Consider the following 19,333-nt stretch of genomic DNA (forward strand, 5'->3'; position numbering starts at 1 on the left):
GCATACGGCTGTCGGTGCATATAGCTGTTGGGTCCGGCGCAAGGGGACCGTGCCGCCGGGGCCGGGGGGCGCCGCGGCTACATGCCCGACATGCACGTCGTGCCCGGCCCGGAGACGTTCACCTGCGCCTGAGATGGGGTGCCCACTACGTAACCGGTCCCGCTCCGCACGGTCCATATAAACGAGCACGCCGTATTGTTGTTTCGGTCCACGTCTACGGCCCAGTGGAAGTTGCTGAAACTCGATTGGCCCGCAGCGAACGTCTTCGTGGCGACCTCCGAGGACTGGCCGCTGTTCGGCACGGTGTGAGACACCTCGAAGCTCAGCGCGTCGTCGGTGCTGCCGACGCGTGTGAACCTGAACTCCGCGGTCGACTCGGCGGCATTGTTGTTGCCGCCGTACTCCACCGTGGACGTGACCGCCTCGATGGTGACGATCGGCACCGCGGTGATCGACACCTCAACCTCGTCGTTTTCTGCCCAGCCGAAGCGCGGAGAAAGCGGCCAACTGTACAGATCGTCATAAGTGACGTGCGTCGCATAGGCGGCGTCCTCGAACGCGAACGAGCGCCCGCCGATGTGAAGGGTCATGGCCCTTTGCTCGCCGGCATTGAGCGCCCTGCCAAATCCCACATGGAGTCGGTCACCACCGACGCCGCTATCAAGAATCACATTTATCTCGAACCGACGCCGCCCCAGGGTGAAATCGTTGTCGGAGAGGGACCCCCTTCCGCTTGGTGGACCGTCGTACCCTGTGTTGCCCGCAGCAAAATTGCCCACTGTCATGGTCGCGGACCAGATCTCATCGCCGTCATCGGAGCTCTGCGCCGACACCGGCGAGCCGACGAACAGCGGGGGGGGGGGGGCTACCAACGCGGCCATCACCGCCAACGCGACCGCCCAGCGGACCGCGAGCCTCGGGAACGTATTTCGGACTGTTGACTTCGACATCGCTGCTGAACTCTCCTCTCATCTCTGAATCTCTGTGGATCTCTCTGATCTTCCTGCGGCCGAGCGAGGCCGCGGCGCAGCAGCTAAATGCCCGACATGCACGTCGTGCCCGGCCCTTCGACGTCCACCTGCGCACTACCTGGGGTGCCCACTACGTAACCGGTCCCGCTCTGCACGGTCCAGACAAACGAGCACGCTGGATTGTTGCTGCTGTCCGTTTCAACGGCCCAGTGGAGGTTGCTGAAACTCGATTGGCCCGCAGCGAACTTCCTCGTAGCGACCTCCGGGGACTGGCCGCTGTCTGGCACGGTGTGAGACACCTCGAAGCTCAGCGCGTCGTCGGTGCTGCCGACGCGTGTGAACCTGAACTCCGCAGTCGACTCGGCGACATTGTTGTTGCCGCCGTACTCCACCGTGGACGTGACCGCCTCGATGGTGACGATCGGCAGCGCGGTGATCGACACCTCAACCTCGTCGTTGTTCGCCCAGCCGAAGCTCGAGGAAAGAGGCCACGAGTAGATATCGCCAACGTCAAAGTTATTGAATGTGGTGGCATCCGCGAAGGCGAACGAGCGCCCGCCGACGTGAAGCGTCATGGATGTCAGTTCATTGGCAGTAAACGCATCAACGGCCGAGCTTGCGTCCCTGCCAAGAGAGAACCAGAGGCTGCGCCCCACGACGTTCTGTACGCTCCATTTGCTCTGGGACAGCACGGATATCTCGTAGTCATTTGTGCCCGTGCTGAAGTCGCGGTCGGTGAGCGCGCCGCGGGTTAGGACATCGTTGTCCCCCCAGTACCCCGCGTAGACGTTCTCGCCTGCGATAACTTGGGTTCCCACCGTCATGGTCGCGGACCAGATCTCATCGCCGGCCGGTGTCTGCGCCGATACCGGCGAGCCGACGAACAGCGGGGGGGGGGGGGCTACCAACGCGGCCATCACCGCCAACGCGACCGCCCAGCGGACCGCGAGCCTCGGGAACGTATTTCGCATTGCCATTGGGATCAGCTGGTCCTTCGTTTTCAGGTCGCGGTCGGCGACGGGACATGGAATGACCGGATACGCACACCCCGATGGGGGGGACGCGGTCCGGCGGAAGAGGCCGACGTATGAGGGGACCGGACGCACAACCGGACACGGGAGCGCGCTGTCAGGGCACGCGCCATCGCAGGGCTCGGCCTCGTCGCGCCCGCGGGATGGCGTAAGGCCAGCCTGGCGACCGCGCCATCGAGAATGTCGGGCGTCAGCGCAGAGATGCCGTCGGCAGGCCTGACGGCACTGGCGGGCGCGGTCTGCGACCCGTACCGGTTCCTCAAGCTAGACGGTGCAAAAGTGCAGTTATCCATGGCATTGAGTCCTTCGGGCGGGCCGATTTCGCCGTCGCCATAGACTAGCACCGAGTTCTCGCGGCGGGAAACAATACGCATTGCGCGAGCTTCAGTCTGGGACCGCTCTCGAGGAGTTGCGACGGTAACCGTAGAACTGTGCGACCGCGCCCCGGCCGGCAGTCTCGTTGCGGGTGTAGTGCGCGGGCATTGTCGGAGAGCGCCATCGCCCTGCGGTCATCAAGCCGGGCAGCTCGATGCCGGCTCGCACTAGATCCTGCGCCATTCCCACGCGGGCCGAGTGTCCGCTGTAGCCCTCGCCGAGTCCCGCCGCAATCGCCGCCTTCTTGATCCGAAGCGAGATCTGGTTCGGGCGAAGACCGAACACGCCGAGGCCTTCGTGAGCATCATCGCGTATCGACTCCAAGGCCGTCATGGTCTGAGCCGACACGAAGGCCACAGCACCCTCGCCCGTCGGGTCGGCCTTGGAGCGCCGGATCAGGAGCCGTCCGCTCCCGTCGAGCTCAGTTTCGATATCGCCCCAGGTCAGCGCTGCGGCTTCGGAGACCCTGAGCATCGCGTCACGCATGAGGCTCACCAACGCGATGTCCAGCCTTCCCCTCCTGTCGGCGGCATGTGCGCTTTCTCGCCTGCCGCCCCGTCCGACACGCGGCCGGCGGGCGGTGGCCATGATCTCATCGAGCGCCTCCGCTGTAAGCCCCTTCGCCTGCTTCTGTGCGCCGCCGGCTATTCGTGTCGCTCCCTTGAGCGTTCTCTTCACGTCCGGATGGGCACATGGGTTCTCGAAGCCGAACGTGTCGTGGATGTAGGCGATCGCGGCGGCGGCGACGCGGAGCGTCGCGGGCTTGTGCCCGAGCCTCTCCATGCGATCTGCGAGATACGCGGCGACCAGTGCCGGCTCTGCAGGCAGCGCGCAGAGGTCGCGCTTCGCTGTCCACGCCAGAAAGCTCGTCCATTGGCTGTGATAGCTCCGCAGAGTGCTAGCGGCGACCTCATGCTCGGCGAGCCTGCTGAGGATGCCTCGGCCGCTCGGCGTCAATTGGCCACCGCCAATCGCAACTCGCCTGAGCGTTCGTCCGGCATCGTTGACGACCTCGGCGGACAGGTGCCCATTCTCGCTGGACTCACCCATCGGGACGCGACACTGCCGGCATCCCCGCGTTCCGCCAGTGTGGCTCGCTTCTGCTGACTCATCGGACACGTGCACCGCATCCGCAGCCGTATTGATCTCCATGATCTTCCAATCCAGGTTCATCGCAGTACGTGCTCGATAGGAGAGAAGACAAACATCTCGTATGCGTGTGCTCTCGCAGCTCAGTTCTTTCCAAATGGGCGCGATATGACATAAGAGTCACGGATCGCGCAGGATCGATTCAGCTTCATACTCAGGTATTTTGACAATACTCATATTTATATGAGTATTGTCGAGACGATAACTGCACTTACCCACGGCCTTGATATTGCCACCTAAGAGCACCAATTTCAACACTGATATCTTTCGACTTTCTTGCTGAATGGGTGCCGCCATTTGACAAGTCGACCCGGTGCCAGGGTAACAATATCCAACCAAATGCGTGGGACGCGGTCGAATGGCAATAGAGCGACATGGCTTGTCAAGGAAACTCAAACAATTGGCTGTCAGTCGCTCGCCTACTCGAACAGATGGAACCATCGCCCGCATCAGGACATATAAATCGTCGCCATATTTGGGTGCAGGCCGGTGCCGGGAAGCGATCTGATTCGGCGTTCCGCCGAATGAGCTCGGGTTCATCCATCCCCATGTACGCCCCATGTACGTGTCAACGGCGAGAGGTACGAACCGAACGCGTACACGACGCACTTCCCGGGGAATTCGTGGCCCTGATCATCTGGTCTCGACATACTCAATTGTTGGAAAGGCGGTGTCGGTCAACGGCCGGCACTTTCACCTAGTCGGAGGAAGAGTTCTTATGAAGCGAATCTTGCCGAGACGCAAACTATGCGCGGCCTTGGATTCATCTATAGAGCGGCTGCACAGTCAATACCGAGCAGCACGTGCCACGCTTCGCCTTCATCTGGCAGCCCGGTCGCCAGGACGAGTTTGCCTGCGGAGTAGAAGTCAGTGGTCTGTTGTCCGCCACAGGGACATTGAACTGCGGCATTACATGAACGCTGAGAAGATGCCGAGGCTGATCGGTTCCGCTCCGATTCTCTGCAGCGAGAACTCGCCGATCCCGAACTTCTGGATCCCGGCGTTGTATGCGTCAGCTTCGCTGTCGAACAGCGCAACGACAGCACAGTCACGCAAAAGGACCACTTCACCGAGGTGATCGCGTTCCAAGTCAGTCTGGAAAGACTCCTTGTACGCCTCGTAGTTGCGTTCTGCCTGTGAATCGCTCACGACTCCAGCGTAAACCACCTATGACACACCTTGACGACTCAGGCCCCGACATTCACCGGTCCTGGTAGCGGGGGTGCTTGCAGCGTGCGCGGTGTGCCTTGACTGGGGCGAGGCTCGGCAGGCACAGGTAGACAGCGATGGCCCACTCAGCGATCGTGGAGTTCGCTCCGCCCCGGGTATCGCCGACCTGACTCGTCCGGTGAGGTCGCCTCCCGGCCAACGGGAATCCCCTCTCGGTTCATATAGGACTCCGCGGCGCTTGCATAGCCGCCGTCGACAGTGTCCGCGGTGGCCTCGGTGATGGCTTGCCAGACGCGTTGCGGGGTGAGCGGCATGTCGATGTGACGGATGCCCAGGTGGGCAACGGCGTCGATCACGGCGTTCTGGACTGCCGGGGTTGCGCCAACCGTGCCGGACTCGCCGATGCCCTTGGCACCCAGCGGGTTGATGTGCGTCGGGGTTTCGAGCACGACCCGGTCGAAGAACGGCAGCTCCGCGGCGCCGGTGTGGCGGTCCACCTCCACGACGGCCACATGGGTGCCGAAGGGGAACGTGGGCGCTTCGGAGTCGAACACGTCCTCGGCGTGGAGCAGCCGCGGCCCCGCCTCGCCGTTTGTCGAAGCGAGGTGTTCAGCTACCGCGCTCCAGCCCGCCGAGACCGCCGGGGTGCCCACGACGTGGAACGCCCCGGAGGCGGTGTCGAGCGTGATGTCGGCCGAATCAGCTTCAAGCAGCGTGGCCGCCACAGCGCGGGCCTGATCCACCAGCGTGCCCGACGGCGGCTGCGGCCTCCGGACGCCCGGCACCGCGGTAAGGACCGGTCGGCGTGGTGTTGGTCAGCACCGAGACGGAGGTGAAACCGACGGCATGCGACACGGTCGATGTCACGTAGCAGGCGTGCGCCATGCCGTCCCAGTTGAGGTTGGTGACGAACTGTCCCAGACCCCGCAGTAACGGGGCTCTTCGCATTTTGGCGTGGAGTGAGGGTGTCGAGGCGGCAGGCGACGGGCATGGTGAGGGGCCTGATTCTGGTGCTGTTTTCGGTGAGTATTCGTCGAGACTCGTGGCTGTTTTTGCGTGCGATTGACGCGGTACATCTGTATGCTGTTGTCATGTTCGCCGACCTGCTGTACCGGCTCGACGCCGACGGCTCGGAGCCCGCCGAGACCGGCTTCGAGGGTGCCGGTGCGGGGTCGGCGTGGCCTGATCCGGCGGCGGTTTGGCGCTTCGACGACTCGCACCCCGACTCGCACCCCGACTCGCACCACGGCTGCGCCGATGCGGCCGGGTCACCGGACGATGCGGGCGCCATGGCGGGTCCTGGGGCTGCGCAGAACGGTTCGCTGCGGGACGGTTCGCTGCGGGACGGTTCGCTGCGGGACGGTTCGCTGCGGGACGGCGGCTGGGGTGCGGTGGCCGAGCCCGGGCCCTCAGCCGGCAGCGACGGTACTGCCGCGGCTGGGTGCGGCGTTGACGGGAGCGAGGGCTTGGCGTCGTTGGGCTATGGCGATCTGAAGGATCTCGTGGTCGAGCTGGCCGCTGAGCGGGCGCGTGTGGAGGGCCGTTATCTGGCGGCGGTGGGTGAGATGGCGTCGCGTAACGGGGCGCAGTCGGCTGCGTTTGTGCTGCGTGACCAGACGCGTCTGAACGCGTCGCAGGCCCGCAGCGAGGCCCGTCTGGGCGAAGACCTCGTTTCCCAGGGCATGACAGCGACGCTGGACGCGATGCGCGTCGGCGAGATCGGGATGTCCCATGCGAGGGTGATCGCCCGCGAGGCGCCCAAGAAGCATCGTCGCAGCGAGGCGGACTTCATCGAGCTGTGCCGCATCTATCCCTCCGACAAGGTGGCCAGTTATCCGCTGGCGTATCAGAGCCAGGAGGTGTTCGCCGATCTCGATGCCGAGGCCGCCGCTGCGGGTCTCGGCCCGGTCGACGCGGAGCTGGCTTTGCAGCGTGCGCAGCGGTGGGGGTCGATGAAGCTCGGCGACGACGGCATGTGGCATCTGACCGGCACGTTCGACTTCCTCGCCGGACGCCAGGTCAACACCGCCCTGCAGGCCATGATGCGGTCGCTGCGCCGCCGCGCGGAGAACACCTACGGCACCGCCAACGACAGCAACGCCAACGGCGCCACGGCGGGTCATGATGACTCGAACGCCGACACCGACGGCGGTGGTGCTGGGGTTGTGCCGACGCGTGCGCAGCTCACCGCGGACGCGATCAGCGACCTCATCGCGGGCACCACCAACATTCGCCGGGCCAGGACCAGCCTGGTGATCGTGGCCGACTACGACGTGGTCAACGACCGGCTCACGAACCCCCGCCTCGACGACGGCACGCCGATCTCAGCGAGGATGCTCGCCGACCACGCCGCCGACGCCAACGTGCTGCCCGCAATCTTCAAGGCCGACTGGTCAGAGCTCGCGCTGGGACCCACCCGCAACGCCAGCGACGCCCAACGGCTCATCCTCGCAATGCGCGACGGCGGCTGCATCGGCTGCGATCTCACCCCCGAGCACACCGAAGCCCACCACATCGACTACTTCGAGAACGGCGGCCCCACCGAGATACCGAACCTGGCATCGCTGTGCTTTGACTGCCACAGCGATCTCCACCAACACGGCCGCCAGATCGAGACCCCACCCGACGGACGACCCCGCCTGCGACCACCCGAACCCCACAGCACCGGACCGCCCGCCCGAGCGCCCGCCGCCTCCCGCAGCCCGTAGTTCCACACCGTTGCCGACATCGGCTACCCACATCGGTCATAGCTCCGACGAAGGCGACAGGCCGCTGCTCGCGACCGCTCACATGCTCCATGACGGCGCCGAACTGTTGCACTTCGCCCAAACCCGCGCCCAGCAGTTCACCGAGCGAGATGAGCAAGCCCACATCGTCGCCTGCCGGACAGTCCCCATACCGGCTCTTCGCACTCATAATGGAAGTGGCGTTCCCGACGGGTGCGGGCCTGACTCGGCTCTTCGCTGGCTTGGTGCCTTGCAAACGATCTGTCGGCTTGGGTCCTGTCGGGGGCGCGCACCAGCGGGTCGGAAGGAATGTGACCTGATAGGAGCGTCGGTTCAAGCGCCTTGAGTGCGCTGTCGGTCGTTCCGGCCGGTGGTGCCCGATCCATTGGAAGTGTTCCCGGGAGGGCAGACCGATTATGCCAGCTGAGTATCGAGCCGTTGTCGGCGGGGTGGACACCCACCGCGACACGCACACCGCAGCAGCGGTGGATTCGACGGGACGGCTGTTGGGCACAGCGACGTTCCCGGCGACGCGAGCCGGCTATGAGCAGCTGTGGGGATGGCTGCGCGGCCTGGGCAGCGTGGAGCGCGTCGGCGTTGGGCGTAGTCGATGGTGCGCTGGTCGACGCGCAGCCTGGTGACGGCGATGCGCCATAGGGCGTTGTTGGCCTGGCGGTTGCCGCCGCGGTTGAGGCGGTGGCGCACGGTGGCGCCTGAGGCCGGCGGTCTGGTCGGCAGCCCGGGTTCTGGCCTTGACCGCGGGGCGCCGCGCCGCTGAGAGCGTCCTGATCGCCTCCACGGGGCCGTCCGCTGACTTCGGCACAGCAGCGGCGTGGCCGCTGAGCGCCGCGCGGGCTGCTGCCTCGGCGTTGACAGCGTCGGTCTTGCCGCGACGGCGGCGCGTCTGGCGGTTCGGGCGGTTCACCTCGACCACGTCGACGTCGGCGGTCGCGAGACGGCGTGCGAGGCCCGAGCCGTGCGAACCGGTGCCCTCAACGCCGACGCGCGCGACACGGCCGTGCGAGCTGATCCATCCCAACAGACTTGCGCAGCCGTGGGCGTGGGCTGCGAACTCAGCGGTGCCCAGCAGCCGCCCTGCGGCGTCGATCGCTGCGGCGACATGGATCTTCTTGTGGGTGTTGGCGCGGTCGATGCGTCCGTTGCTGGGCCGTCCCGCTTGGCGCCGGTCGAGGATCTGGTGGTGCCGGGCCGAGAAGGTGTCGGCGGTGTCGCTGAAGTGGGGGATCGGCCCTGTGCGGTACGGGTCGGCGAACCGGTCCAGCACGCGGCGGGCGCGGCCGAGCCGCGCCTGTGTCGCTGTCTTGCATGGCGCCGAGCCGTCGGGCACGACGGCCTTCACGCTCTTGCACCGTCGATGCCCTTGCGCGGCCAGAAAGCCCGACAGGGCCTGGGCGCTGCGGCGGGGCGCCATGGCGAGCGCCTCGCCGGTGCCGCCGTCGGCGATCACCGTGACGCAGCGGCGCCGCTCGGGGACCGAGGTCCCCTCCACCAGCAGCACCCGGCACCGGCGGCGGCGGCGGCCGGTCCCGCCCAGGCGACGACCAGCGCGTTGACCAGCCTCCAGCTCAGCCCGTGACGTCGGGCCGCGGCGTTGACCGTCACCGCCCGAGCGCCGGCCGCCGGGCCACACGCGCGGTGACGAGGCCCCCCAAGGACCGGCATCCCCCCCCTCAAGGCCTCGACCCCTGCAAACGGACCCCCAACCCGCCCTCACCCCACAAAGACGCGAAGGGCCCATTTTGTTGGTCTGGCGGGCTGCGGCGTATGGGTCCGTGAAAGAGTCCCTCTACGCTGCGATCGAAGAATTGCGCTCGTCTGCCACCAGCAAGGAGTGAGCCATATGTCCACCGGCATCGCAGTCGGAGTGCTGGCGGGTCTCGCTGTCGGCGCAGGAGTCGTGTGGGCGGCCATGTCCCGCGGTCTTGCGCGCATCACCGCCGAACGCGACGAACGTGCGCAGCGCAGTGCGGAACTGGCCGCCGAACGCGATGTGGCTCGCGCCGAGGCCGTCGAGCAGCGCGACACCGCATCAGACTTGCGAACCAAGTTGGCATCGGCTGAAGCCGAACGCGATACCCGAGTCGAGGAGATGGCCAAGAAACAGGTTGAGATCGAGGATCGCTTCAAAGAGATTGCCGCCCAGGTCAGCGAGACCACGCGCGCCAACTTCATGAAGGAGTTTCGCGATCTCACCACCGAGCAGACGGTCAACGCAGGCAAGACCGTCAAGGAACTCGTCGAGCCCATGCGAGAACGTCTGCGGGAACTGCGGGACCACGTCAACAAGGCCGACAAGGCCCGAGTGGAGGACACGGCCAAGGTCTCACAGAGCGTCGATCAACTGGTCTCCGAGACGAGTGGTCTGCGCCAGATCCTGCGCGACTCCAAGATGCGCGGCGCATGGGGTGAGCAGCACCTCCGCAACGTCATCGAGGCCGCAGGCATGAGCCCACACATCGACTACATCGAGCAAGCCACCGTCGGCGAACTTGGCGCCGAAGGACGGCTGCGACCTGATGTGGTGGTGAAGGTGCCGGGGGGCGCGAGCGTCGTGATCGATGCCAAGACGCCGTTTGCCGCATACGACCGGGCTGTGCGAACCTCGGATCAAGCTGAGCAGCAGCAGGCGCTGGCTGAGCATGCCACTGCCCTCAGTGAGCGCGCCAAGGAGCTTGGCGACCGCGACTACGGCCGGTGGGTATCAGGATCGCCCGATTTCGTGCTGATGTATGTGCCGACCGACCCGATGCTCGACGTGGCCATGGACGCTGACGGCGATGTTTGGCAGAACGCTTGGCACCGACACCGAGTGCTGATCGCAACCCCCGGCCTGTTGATCGCCTTCTTGAGGACGGTGGCATTGGCCTGGCAGCGACAAGACATCGCCCGCAACGCAGAGAAAGTCGCCGACCTCGGAAACGAGCTGTACTCCCGGCTTTCAAAGTACGTCGAGCACGTCGACAAGATGGGTCGTGGCTTGCGCAGCGCGGTCGATGCCTACAACGGCAGTGTGGGCTCGTTCGAGCGCATGGTGCTGCCGCAGGCTCGACGCTTCCGTGAATTGGGCTCTGTCAGCAGTAACGACGAGCTCAACGAGCCCAACCTGGTCGAGCTGGACGTGCGCACGGTCAACGCCCCTGAACTGGGCCCCGCCGAGGAGTAACCGGAACTGCGGCTCAGGGTGTGTCCGCGGTGGCCTCAGTGATGGCTTGCCAGACGCGTTGCGGGGTGAGCGGCATGTCGATGTGACGGATGCCCAGGTGGGCAACGGCGTCGATCACCGCGTTCTGGACTGCCGGGGTTGCGCCAACCGTGCCGGACTCGCCGATGCCCTTGGCACCCAGCGGGTTGATGTGCGTCGGGGTTTCGAGCACGACCCGGTCGAAGAACGGCAGCTCCGCGGCGGAGATGATCGGGTAGTCGGCGAAGTTCCCGGTGAGGGGATTGCCGTCGTCGTCGTAGACGAACTCCTCGAACAGCGCCTGCGCCGCTCCTTGCGCCAGGCCGCCGTGAACCTGACCCGCTGCCAGCAGCGGGTTCAAGATGGTGCCGGCATCGTCACAGGCGACGAGCTGTCGAAGCTCCACGTCGCCGGTGTGGCGGTCCACCTCCACGACGGCCACATGGGTGCCGAAGGGGAACGTGGGCGCTTCGGAGTCGAACACGTCCTCGGCGTGGAGCAGCCGCGGCCCCGCCTCGCCGTTTGTCGAAGCGAGGTGTTCAGCTACCGCGCTCCAGTCCACCGAGACCGCCGGGGTGCCCACGACGTGGAACGCCCCGGAGGCGGTGTCGAGCGTGATGTCGGCCGGATCAGCTTCAAGCAGCGTGGCCGCCACAGCGCGGGCCTGATCCACCAGCGTGCCCGACGCCTCCCAGATGGCCGAGCCGGCCAACTGCACCGATCGCGATCCGCCGGTCACCTCGCCACGGGGCACTTCGTCGGTATCGCCGTGCACGACGTCGATCTGGTCCATCGGCACACCCGTGCGGTCCGAGATCAGCATCGCCCACGAGGTGTGGTGGCCTTGCCCGTACGGAGATGAGCCGGTACGGGCCACCACGCGACCTCCCTGCACCAGCTCCACTGCGCCGTACTCCGATCGTCCGATGCCCGCAGTGCGCTCGACGTAGGTCGCAAGACCGATGCCGAGCAGCTTGACGTCCCCGTCGGCGCGGCGGCGGGCCTGCTCGGCACGCAGCGCTGCGTAGTCGGCCGCTTCGAGCGCAGCGTCGAGGCTGGCTTCATAAGCGCCTGAGTCGTACGGCATGCCAGTGCGAGTCTCGAACGGGAACACGTCGGGTTGCAGGAAGTTCTTGCGCCGAACCTCGGCAGGGTCCATGCCGACCTCGGCTGCGAATGCGTCGACCGCGCGCTCGATGGCCGCTGCGGCCTCCGGGCGCCCGGCGCCCCGGTAGGGACCGGTCGGCGTGGTGTTGGTCAGCACCGAGACGGATGTGAAACCGAGCGTGGCGATGTCGTAGCAGCCCGCCAGCATCGCCCGGCCATTGTTCGGCAGCGCCGCTCCCATGTTCCCGTAGGCGCCGGCCTGCTGCACCACGTGCACCTCGAATGCGGTGATGCGGCCGTCACGGGTGCCGCCGATGCGGCAGTACTGGATCTGCCCGCGACCGTGGACCAGACCCACCATGTCGTCGCTACGCGAGGGCACCCACATGACCGGCCGGCCTATGCGCGCTGCCAGCCAGCCCAACAAAGCCTCCTCGGGATGCGGCCGAGCCTTGGCGCCGAAGCTGCCTCCCACATCGCGCGAGAGCACACGCATCTGCTCACGATCCAGGCCCATGATCTTGGCGAGACCAGCGCGAACCGGGTGGGGTCCCTGGCCGGCATTGACGTGGTGCAGGCGCCCGTCATCCGCCCATCGGCTCGCGGCCACACGAGGCTCCAGCGGGCACGGAGCGATGCGGTTATTGACCGTGCGGACCTCGGCCACCGCTTCGCAGGAGTCGAAATCGGCCTGCTCGCCCTCGAGCGACATGCGGATCACCACGTTCGGCTCGCCCATCCCGTCGAACAGCGCCGGTCCGTCGAGCGCTGCCTCGGGATCGACGAGCGCCGGCAGCGGTTCGTAGTCGACCACGACCAGCTCAGCCGCATCGACCGCCGCAGCCGGGGTGTCAGCCAGTACGACGGCGATGGGCTCGCCCACGAACCGCACCCGGTCGGTGGCCAGCATCGGGCGCACGATGGCGGCGTCGAATGCAGGGCTCGGCGACGGATACGGCTCGAGATCGACATGTGCTGCCGTGACGACATCGATGACATCGGGCGCGCTGCGGGCCCCACCGACATCGAGATCGGCGATCACGGCATGCGACACGGTCGATGTCACGTAGCAGGCATGTGCGATGCCTGCCCAGTCCGCGTCGGCGGTGAGGTTCGCGACGAACTGTCCCCGGCCGCGCAGCAGGGGCTCGTCCTCGCGCCGAACGACAGATGTTCCTCGTAATGCCATGAATCGACTCCGTTAGATGTCCGCGTTACGTGTCCGTGGGACCAAACCCCGGCGATTGTGACAGGTCCGCGCCCCGCTCACATACGATGGAGGGAAGCAGCAGATCCGGCAACTGAGTGGATCCAGTTACGCCTCATCTGCCCAGACGCCTCCACTGTCTCCGGAATTGTCCTCAAAACCGGGTACGCCTGGATCGAGGAGCCAAGCGAGCCGCCTAGCCAGTCTCGGCGCATCTCGACCGTCGCCGCCACATTAGATGAGATCATTGCTCCGAAAATCCCGAGCGGAGGCCGGCTGGCCCACGTTGATCCGTCGCCGCTAGTCTCTGTCAATCAAGAATAGGAATTCCTGGTTGCCCACCCGCGACTCATCGGTCCATCGATTCGTCCATTTCATGCTCGCCATGACGTTGCGCTTGTGATCTACTCTTACAACGTCAACAACAGAACCGGACTTAGCTAGCATGTCATCTAGTTCACGCGCAGTAGCGCGTCCACCTGAACTGTACGAGAGAATCACCCATCGAGCTCTGACTCGCTCAAGAAGGTCATCGATCGCTTCCACACAAATAAACTTTCCGGAACTGCCGTTACGTCTGAATTCCTCAAACACAGAGTTCCCACACTTATCAGACGTGTCCACTCTCCTTTTCGCCTTCCCGAACAGGTTGGGGAAATCGTTCCTACAAATCGTGGTCCATAGATGATAATACGCTGAGTATCTAACGCGCGATGGAGGCATCTTGTCGTTGTTCGAACCATATGGCGGATCCAGGTAAACTAGATCGACGTCTGCATCGATCAAATCAAACACATCATTCCGAGTAACGCTATGCCTATCGCTGTATGCCACAAGCGACGGAACGGCAAGTTCAAGCTCACTATATGAGCGAGGAGACCAGTTCTTCAAGTAAGAACAATAGTGACCGAGGGTGTTATCGACCTTGTCCAAACCCAGGATGAGACTCGTCACAGCAACCGCCTTTTCGACCGGGGCGAGCGAGAGTTGTTCGATTTTTTGGCGAACACCATCGAGCTTCCTGGTGTTGTGAATCTGCCAAGGTTTCTTTAAGCCGTCCGGTTGAACGGAGCTACCTCCATTTGGGTATCCGCCATAATTCTGAGTGAACCATCCGTCTACCGGTGTTGCGTTGTTGAGTTCACCGATAAGTGCGCGATAGTAATCTCGGGGTTTAGCGCTCAACAGATAGCAGGTCCCAAACACTTCCGACCATGCCGAAATATCATTGCTCATGACCTGATACCCGCATTGAGCAAATGCTTGCGATACGCGGGTTGTACCGGAAAAGCCATCAAGAACAGAGTGCGCCCCCGTCTTGTGCGCAAGCTTAAGAATATGAGGTATCAGCTTAGTCTTCGCGCCTATGAATTTGACGCCTTCAGTCTTCGGACTATCTAGTTGCACTTCTCCGAAGAGGTTCAGAGAAGTCATGAGACAATGCCTGCACGCGTTCTCAAAGTTGAAATATCGTCCTTGAGCGGACCCAGCGCGTTCTCATGGCCCGCAACTGAGCATACTAATGCGTGTGACAACAGCTGCAACAACGTCAGATTGTGCGTGTATGCAATCCAACCATTGGTGATGCTGTCAAAGTACTTAACTCCCCTCTTCGTATTCGTCCACAGTCCGCGCTGCAGCGCATTCGCCCCTGCGCCTCCGTAGCGCACTTCGCATATGTAGCCTCCTTGTCCGTCCTGAAACTTGTAGACAGGATGTTTGCGGCGACCTCCGGGATCTTCCCGCACGATACGGGCGGTCGCGTTCTTGGCTTTCTCGTAGTCGAAAATCAATATGTTGCATTGCTTAGCGGACTCGTCATAAATCAATGGCAGTACATTGATGTCGCTAAACTTGGCAAATGCGGAATCCTCTAGCACTTGTGCCACTCTCGTGTGCCCGATAATGTTCTCTTCCTCGTTCTCGAGTCGAGCGAACATCGAATTCGACTTGTCGGTCGAGAGTTGCAGCGGCCCGTCACCGTATGCCTTCAAACTGATGGGGAACTCTTCGCCAGTTATTTCATTCGTGACACTGATATCTTCCTCCGATGATTTCGCTCGAAATAGCTCTTTGCCAACGTGTCTGGATCTGAAGTCATACATGTACTGATTCACAAATTCGGAGATTGCGACTTCGGCGAGATCGCCATGAGTCTTGTTGCCGACCAACCTCATGGTGAATATGTTGCTCAGCACGAGAGACATTATTGTTGGTTGTTTGCTGATAAACAGTTGCAACCGCTGGGCAAAATCATAGTAGGCTTGTTTTGCGTTGCTACCCATTCGCTGTATGCCTCGCTGTCGGTGGCTTCAGTAGGACGATATGGTAGCTACGTTGCCGTCTTGGTTTCTGGACGCTTGCCGGATTCCTGCAAAGTCCTGCCGCTGAGACTGCAACTTGCATCTGGTCGCGCTACCAGACCGCCGACGGGTCGAGGGACAGCACGGCGACCATCTCGGTGTGCAGCGATGCGAAGTGCTCGGTGCGTTGCCCAGCTCGGCCACTCGTTGCCGGCGCGGAGCTGTCGGTCGAAGGCCATGCCAACTGGTATCCGGTACCTGCGAGTGCCTCGTCCACAGTCTCCTGCCACGCAGCGCGCTGGTCAGCACGGCTGCAGGCGATGACACCCGCGGCCACTAGCTCGTCATCGCTGTCTTGGGTGCCTACGGGTGCGTCGAACAACTCGCAAGCCAGCGGCGCTAACTGGTCGAAGTGACCGAGGAGGTGGGAACGACCCGATTCGGTGCGCAGCAGTCGCGCCAGCAAGCCAGAGGCGTGACGCAGGTGCGATCGTTCCTCGGCCGAGGCACGGCGGGCCACTGCGCCGAGGTCGGCCCACGATGATTCGGCCAGCGCTTCCCAGCGGACGGTCTCGGCGGTGTCGTAGAGGAAGTGCCGTACCAGGGTCTCTCCCCAGTCGCGGCAGGGCAACTCGGTGAGATGCGCGCAGCGGTACTCGTGCGGCTGGCGCCCGTAGGCCAGGGCATCGATGTCGTTGCCGAGCAACCCGTACAGCGCCCGAGCGTGGCCCAGCTCGTCTTGGCTGATCGAGGTCAGCGCCAAGTCCTCTTCAAGAAATGGCCCGACAGCGATCCACCACGCCAGGTTCTGGCCGATGCACAACTCGTCGTCGGCAAGCGCGAGCACCAATTCGTGCGCGCCGCCAATGCTCGCAGGGTCCACGTCGCTCATGAGCTTGGCGAGTCTGGGGCCCGTCTCAGATCCCGCAAGAGCGCGCCGTCGTTGTGACGGTGTTCACGATCGGCCATCGCCAGCTCAGTGGGGTCGGCAACCAGCAAGTCCTCGCGGGCCACAACCCACATCTGCTCCCCCTCGGAGCGGCGTGCGTAGCAATCGCGGGCGAAGCTCAGTGCCAGATCGTCGTCGGGTGCTTCGAGTGCGCCGACGTGGGTGAAGGGATCCTTGCCAGGACGCTTCAGGAACACCTCGTAGGTCTTCACGCTGGCACCTTGGGTGTTGGCGCCGCCCCCATGGCGGCCGTGGGCAGTGAAATGTCGACGCGGCCGACCACTTCCACCGGGTTACGGCATTGCGGACACCATTCGACGCTGCGGCACGGCGTCGGCCCGAAGTCCGACCGGTGCTCCAGCGCTTGGTTCCCGCAGATCGGGCACGTCGCTTCGGCCCGTGCATTTCGGACTGCCACGGAGTACTCGTGGGCCATGAAGCTCACCGCCGAAGGCGCGATGCGATCCGGCGTCCAGACCGGATCGGCGACGAACACCACATCGATCGAAACGTCGGTGCCGGCAGATGCTGATTGAGCTGCTGCGAGCACATCGCGGCGAATCACGTCGAGAGCCGGACAGCCGAGCATGGTCGGCACCAGCTCGACTCGCGCGGCTGAGCCGTCTTCGCTCAACGAGACACTCTCGAGAATGCCCAACTCTGCGATCGTTACCTCCGGGTACTCGGGATCGCACACGAACGACACAGCCTCGCGCACGGCATCTACGACGCCTGCGTCCAAGCCGCGGGTGTTGCTCACGCAGCCACCGCCGCGGCCTCATCGAGCGCGGAGCGCACCCACGCCGCGCCGTCCCAGGCATTGCGCGCGTCGCGCAAACGTCGCTCGCTGTCGGGGCCCCGGCCTGCGATCGCATCGGTGAGCGCATCCCAATCGATCTCGCCGCCGATCCAGCGCCCGGTCTGCGGGTCTTGGCGCAGGTCCGGGTCGGGAATGGTCAAGCCGGCAGCTTGCAGCTGAGGCACCATCTTCTGCACGAACCGGTCGCGCATCACCTCGTTGCGCTCGGACTTGATGTGCCAGCGCAGCAACACATCGTTCGGCCGGGTGTCAGGCCCGAACAGCTGCACCGACGGCCACCACCACCGGTCGATCCCCTCCTGCATCAACTGGTGCTGCTGGGGCGTGCCTTTGGCCATCTTCAGCAACAGCTCCTCGCCGTTGCGCATGTGGAAGCCCTCCTCGACGATGATTCGCCGCAGGATGCGCTTGTAGGGGCCGTAGCTGCAGTTCTTGAAGACGGCCTGCTGGCTGGCGAGCGCCGCCGCGTCCACCAGGTATGCGATCGCAATCTGGTCCCCCCAGGTGAAGGCCCGGTAGTGGAACACGTTATGAAACGTGGTGCGCCCTGCCAGCAGGTCGGTGGTCATCTCGTCACGGGTCTTCACACCCATGTCCGCCGCCACCATGTACAGCAGGTGCGCATGGCCGATCTCGTCCTGGGTCTTGGCCAGCGCCGTGAGCTTGTTGGACAGCCCCGGCGCCTTGGCGATCCAATCCCGCTCGGTCAGCCCGCCCATGTACTCGCTGTTCGCGTGCAGCTCGATGAAGCGAAACACGGCCTGGCGGTACGCGTCGGGCATGTCGTCGTCAGGCTCAACTAAACCGCCGTCGTCCAGGAACGCTTCGAACTCCTCCATCGAGTTCCAGCTGCGCATCTGTGCCCCCCAGCTAACTCGGATTACTCGAATGCTACGCCTGAGCCGCGTGATGCCGATCGCGTGATGCTGATCGCGTGATATCACAACTCGGGAGCGCGCGAATGATGATCGGTCACGCGCTGGAAGGCCTCGCCCACTGTGCAAAGGGTCCTCTCGGTGAACGGCCGGCCGACTAGCTGAAAGCCGATGGGCATCCCATCGGGGGCGAAGCCCCCCGGCAAAGCGATCGCGGGGAGGGCGGCCCCGTTGACCGGGAACGTGAATTGCGTGGTCGCGGGAATGAGCGGCACCCCGTTGAGCTCGACTGCGCCGTGCTCGAGCACCTGGTTGGGATTGACCGGGGCAACGATCAAGTCGACTCCCTGGTCGTCGAACACGTCGAGGTAGGCCCGCTCGAACGCCACCCGATGGGCGAGGGCGCTCGCGACGGCCGTGCCCTCGATCGCCGTGCCGGCGTCGAGGATTCCCCGAACCTCTTCGCCGATCAGGTCGTTGTGTTCGGTGCGCACGCTCGTGAGCAATGCTGCCGATTCGGCAAAGACGATCGCTATGCCCGCCTCGGCGTGCTCTGCATTGTTCGGCACATGCGCCGATTGCACCCGCGCCACCAGCGAGCGGAGCACCTCGATCGCTTCATCCATCACTGCGCGCACGTTCGGGTCAGTGTCGAACCCGTTGAAGAAGCTGTCGCTGGGAACGCCGAGCGTGAGCTCGCCCGGTTCTCGTGCATCTCTCAGCAGCGTCCTGGAGGTGAACGGGTCCGCAGGTGAATGGCCAGCGATGACCTCGAGCAAGATCCGGCAGTCTTCGGCGGTCCGCGCCATCGGGCCGACGGTGTCGTAGGTCCACGAGATCAGGTGGACGCCGTCGCGGGGCACGGCTGCGCGCGTCGTCTTGAGGCCAGTCGTTCCGCAGCAGTTCGACGGGATGCGGACCGATCCGCCCGTGTCGGTACCGAGCGTGCCGAACACCTGGCGTGCCGCCAAGCTCGCTGCGTTGCCGCCGGAGGAACCGCCCGTCGAACGTTGCGTATCCCACGGGTTATGCGAGGCCGGGCAAGAGACGCCGAACGCAAGCTCATGGGTGTTCGTCTTGCCGACGATCACCGCGCCGGCGTCTCGCAGGCGACCGACGACAGTTGCGTCGTGATCGGGCACAAATCCTCGCAGGGCCTTGCAGTTCGCCTCGGTCGGTACCCCATCGGTGAAGAAGAGGTCCTTGAGTGCGATGGGCACGCCGTACAGCGGTCCCCGAATCTCGCCTCGGTCGAGTTGCTCAGCCGTGGTGCGTGCGGCTTCGACCTGGATCGAAGCGAACGCACTAACGGCGGGCTCGGTCTGTTCGATTCTCGCGAGGCATGCGTCGAGCAACTCGACGGCGGTCACGTCGCGAGCCTTCACGGCTCCCGCCGCCTCGGCGAGGCTCATCTGAGTCAGTTCTGTCATGGCTGTCGTCCTTTGCTG

Annotated in this window: 16 protein-coding genes and 2 pseudogenes; 3 read left to right on the forward strand and 15 right to left on the reverse strand. The window is 64.3% G+C overall.

The genetic code is table 11. From position 1 onward, the window contains the following. Positions 1-77: 77 nt before the first annotated feature. From ACOCMM_RS16410 to ACOCMM_RS16430, 5 genes are all read right to left on the reverse strand, one after another. The gene (locus tag ACOCMM_RS16410; protein WP_419554202.1) at positions 78-950 is read right to left on the reverse strand and encodes a hypothetical protein; all 873 of its coding nucleotides are present in this window, start codon (positions 948-950) and stop codon (positions 78-80) included. Positions 951-1,033: 83 nt separating this feature from the next. After that, the gene (locus ACOCMM_RS16415; protein WP_419554203.1) at positions 1,034-1,948 is read right to left on the reverse strand and encodes a hypothetical protein; all 915 of its coding nucleotides are present in this window, start codon (positions 1,946-1,948) and stop codon (positions 1,034-1,036) included. A gap of 438 nt (positions 1,949-2,386) precedes the next feature. Beyond that, complete coding sequence (locus tag ACOCMM_RS16420; protein ID WP_419554204.1) at positions 2,387-3,550, reverse strand: tyrosine-type recombinase/integrase; 1,164 nt, start codon at positions 3,548-3,550, stop codon at positions 2,387-2,389. 885 nt (positions 3,551-4,435) lie between these two features. Then, positions 4,436-4,675, reverse strand: a complete 240-nt coding sequence (locus ACOCMM_RS16425) for a hypothetical protein (RefSeq protein ID WP_419554205.1) — start codon at positions 4,673-4,675, stop codon at positions 4,436-4,438. Positions 4,676-4,821: 146 nt separating this feature from the next. Continuing rightward, entirely contained in the window at positions 4,822-5,481 is a 660-nt protein-coding gene (locus tag ACOCMM_RS16430) for a molybdopterin cofactor-binding domain-containing protein (RefSeq protein ID WP_419554206.1), read from the reverse strand. 306 nt (positions 5,482-5,787) lie between these two features. Here ACOCMM_RS16430 and ACOCMM_RS16435 point away from each other — a divergent pair, with 306 nt between their 5' ends. Together ACOCMM_RS16435 and ACOCMM_RS16440 are read left to right on the forward strand one after the other, a co-directional pair. Beyond that, on the forward strand, positions 5,788-7,404 hold the full coding sequence (locus tag ACOCMM_RS16435; RefSeq protein ID WP_419554207.1) for an HNH endonuclease signature motif containing protein: 1,617 nt from the start codon (positions 5,788-5,790) through the stop codon (positions 7,402-7,404). A gap of 434 nt (positions 7,405-7,838) precedes the next feature. After that, a complete protein-coding gene (locus ACOCMM_RS16440; protein WP_419554208.1) occupies positions 7,839-8,063 on the forward strand; it encodes an IS110 family transposase in 225 nt (74 codons plus the stop codon). 19 nt (positions 8,064-8,082) lie between these two features. On the opposite strand, the pseudogene ACOCMM_RS16445 reads toward ACOCMM_RS16440, so the two are convergent. Together ACOCMM_RS16445 and ACOCMM_RS16450 are read right to left on the reverse strand one after the other, a co-directional pair. Beyond that, positions 8,083-8,127, reverse strand: a pseudogene (locus tag ACOCMM_RS16445) (hypothetical protein); the annotation flags it as partial. Positions 8,128-8,161: 34 nt separating this feature from the next. Continuing rightward, positions 8,162-9,181 (reverse strand): annotated as a pseudogene (locus ACOCMM_RS16450) (IS110 family transposase); the annotation flags it as partial. Positions 9,182-9,283: 102 nt separating this feature from the next. Here ACOCMM_RS16450 and rmuC point away from each other — a divergent pair. Next, positions 9,284-10,606: a DNA recombination protein RmuC gene (rmuC, locus tag ACOCMM_RS16455; RefSeq protein WP_419554209.1), complete on the forward strand. Its 1,323-nt coding sequence runs from the start codon at positions 9,284-9,286 to the stop codon at positions 10,604-10,606. Between the two features lie 13 nt (positions 10,607-10,619). Here the strand turns inward: rmuC and ACOCMM_RS16460 are convergent, their stop codons facing one another. From ACOCMM_RS16460 to ACOCMM_RS16495, 8 genes are all read right to left on the reverse strand, one after another. After that, complete coding sequence (locus tag ACOCMM_RS16460) at positions 10,620-12,920, reverse strand: xanthine dehydrogenase family protein molybdopterin-binding subunit (RefSeq protein ID WP_419554210.1); 2,301 nt, start codon at positions 12,918-12,920, stop codon at positions 10,620-10,622. Between the two features lie 318 nt (positions 12,921-13,238). Continuing rightward, complete coding sequence (locus ACOCMM_RS16465) at positions 13,239-14,372, reverse strand: DNA adenine methylase (RefSeq protein WP_419554211.1); 1,134 nt, start codon at positions 14,370-14,372, stop codon at positions 13,239-13,241. Beyond that, positions 14,369-15,223: a hypothetical protein gene (locus ACOCMM_RS16470; protein WP_419554212.1), complete on the reverse strand. Its 855-nt coding sequence runs from the start codon at positions 15,221-15,223 to the stop codon at positions 14,369-14,371. The genes ACOCMM_RS16465 and ACOCMM_RS16470 overlap by 4 nt, the downstream gene beginning before the upstream one ends. A 130-nt stretch (positions 15,224-15,353) precedes the next feature. Further along, complete coding sequence (gene paaC, locus ACOCMM_RS16475) at positions 15,354-16,133, reverse strand: 1,2-phenylacetyl-CoA epoxidase subunit PaaC (protein ID WP_419554213.1); 780 nt, start codon at positions 16,131-16,133, stop codon at positions 15,354-15,356. Continuing rightward, a complete protein-coding gene (locus ACOCMM_RS16480) occupies positions 16,130-16,402 on the reverse strand; it encodes a 1,2-phenylacetyl-CoA epoxidase subunit B (protein ID WP_419554214.1) in 273 nt (90 codons plus the stop codon). Before ACOCMM_RS16480 ends, paaC begins: the two co-directional genes overlap by 4 nt. Beyond that, complete coding sequence (locus ACOCMM_RS16485) at positions 16,399-16,950, reverse strand: metal-sulfur cluster assembly factor (protein ID WP_419554215.1); 552 nt, start codon at positions 16,948-16,950, stop codon at positions 16,399-16,401. The genes ACOCMM_RS16480 and ACOCMM_RS16485 overlap by 4 nt, the downstream gene beginning before the upstream one ends. After that, complete coding sequence (gene paaA, locus ACOCMM_RS16490; RefSeq protein WP_419554216.1) at positions 16,947-17,867, reverse strand: 1,2-phenylacetyl-CoA epoxidase subunit PaaA; 921 nt, start codon at positions 17,865-17,867, stop codon at positions 16,947-16,949. The genes ACOCMM_RS16485 and paaA overlap by 4 nt, the downstream gene beginning before the upstream one ends. Positions 17,868-17,950: 83 nt before the next feature. Continuing rightward, positions 17,951-19,315: an amidase gene (locus tag ACOCMM_RS16495; protein ID WP_419554217.1), complete on the reverse strand. Its 1,365-nt coding sequence runs from the start codon at positions 19,313-19,315 to the stop codon at positions 17,951-17,953. Positions 19,316-19,333 lie beyond the last annotated feature (18 nt).

This window comes from Candidatus Poriferisodalis sp. (assembly GCF_965198245.1).
Lineage (GTDB): Bacteria > Actinomycetota > Acidimicrobiia > Acidimicrobiales > Poriferisodalaceae > Poriferisodalis.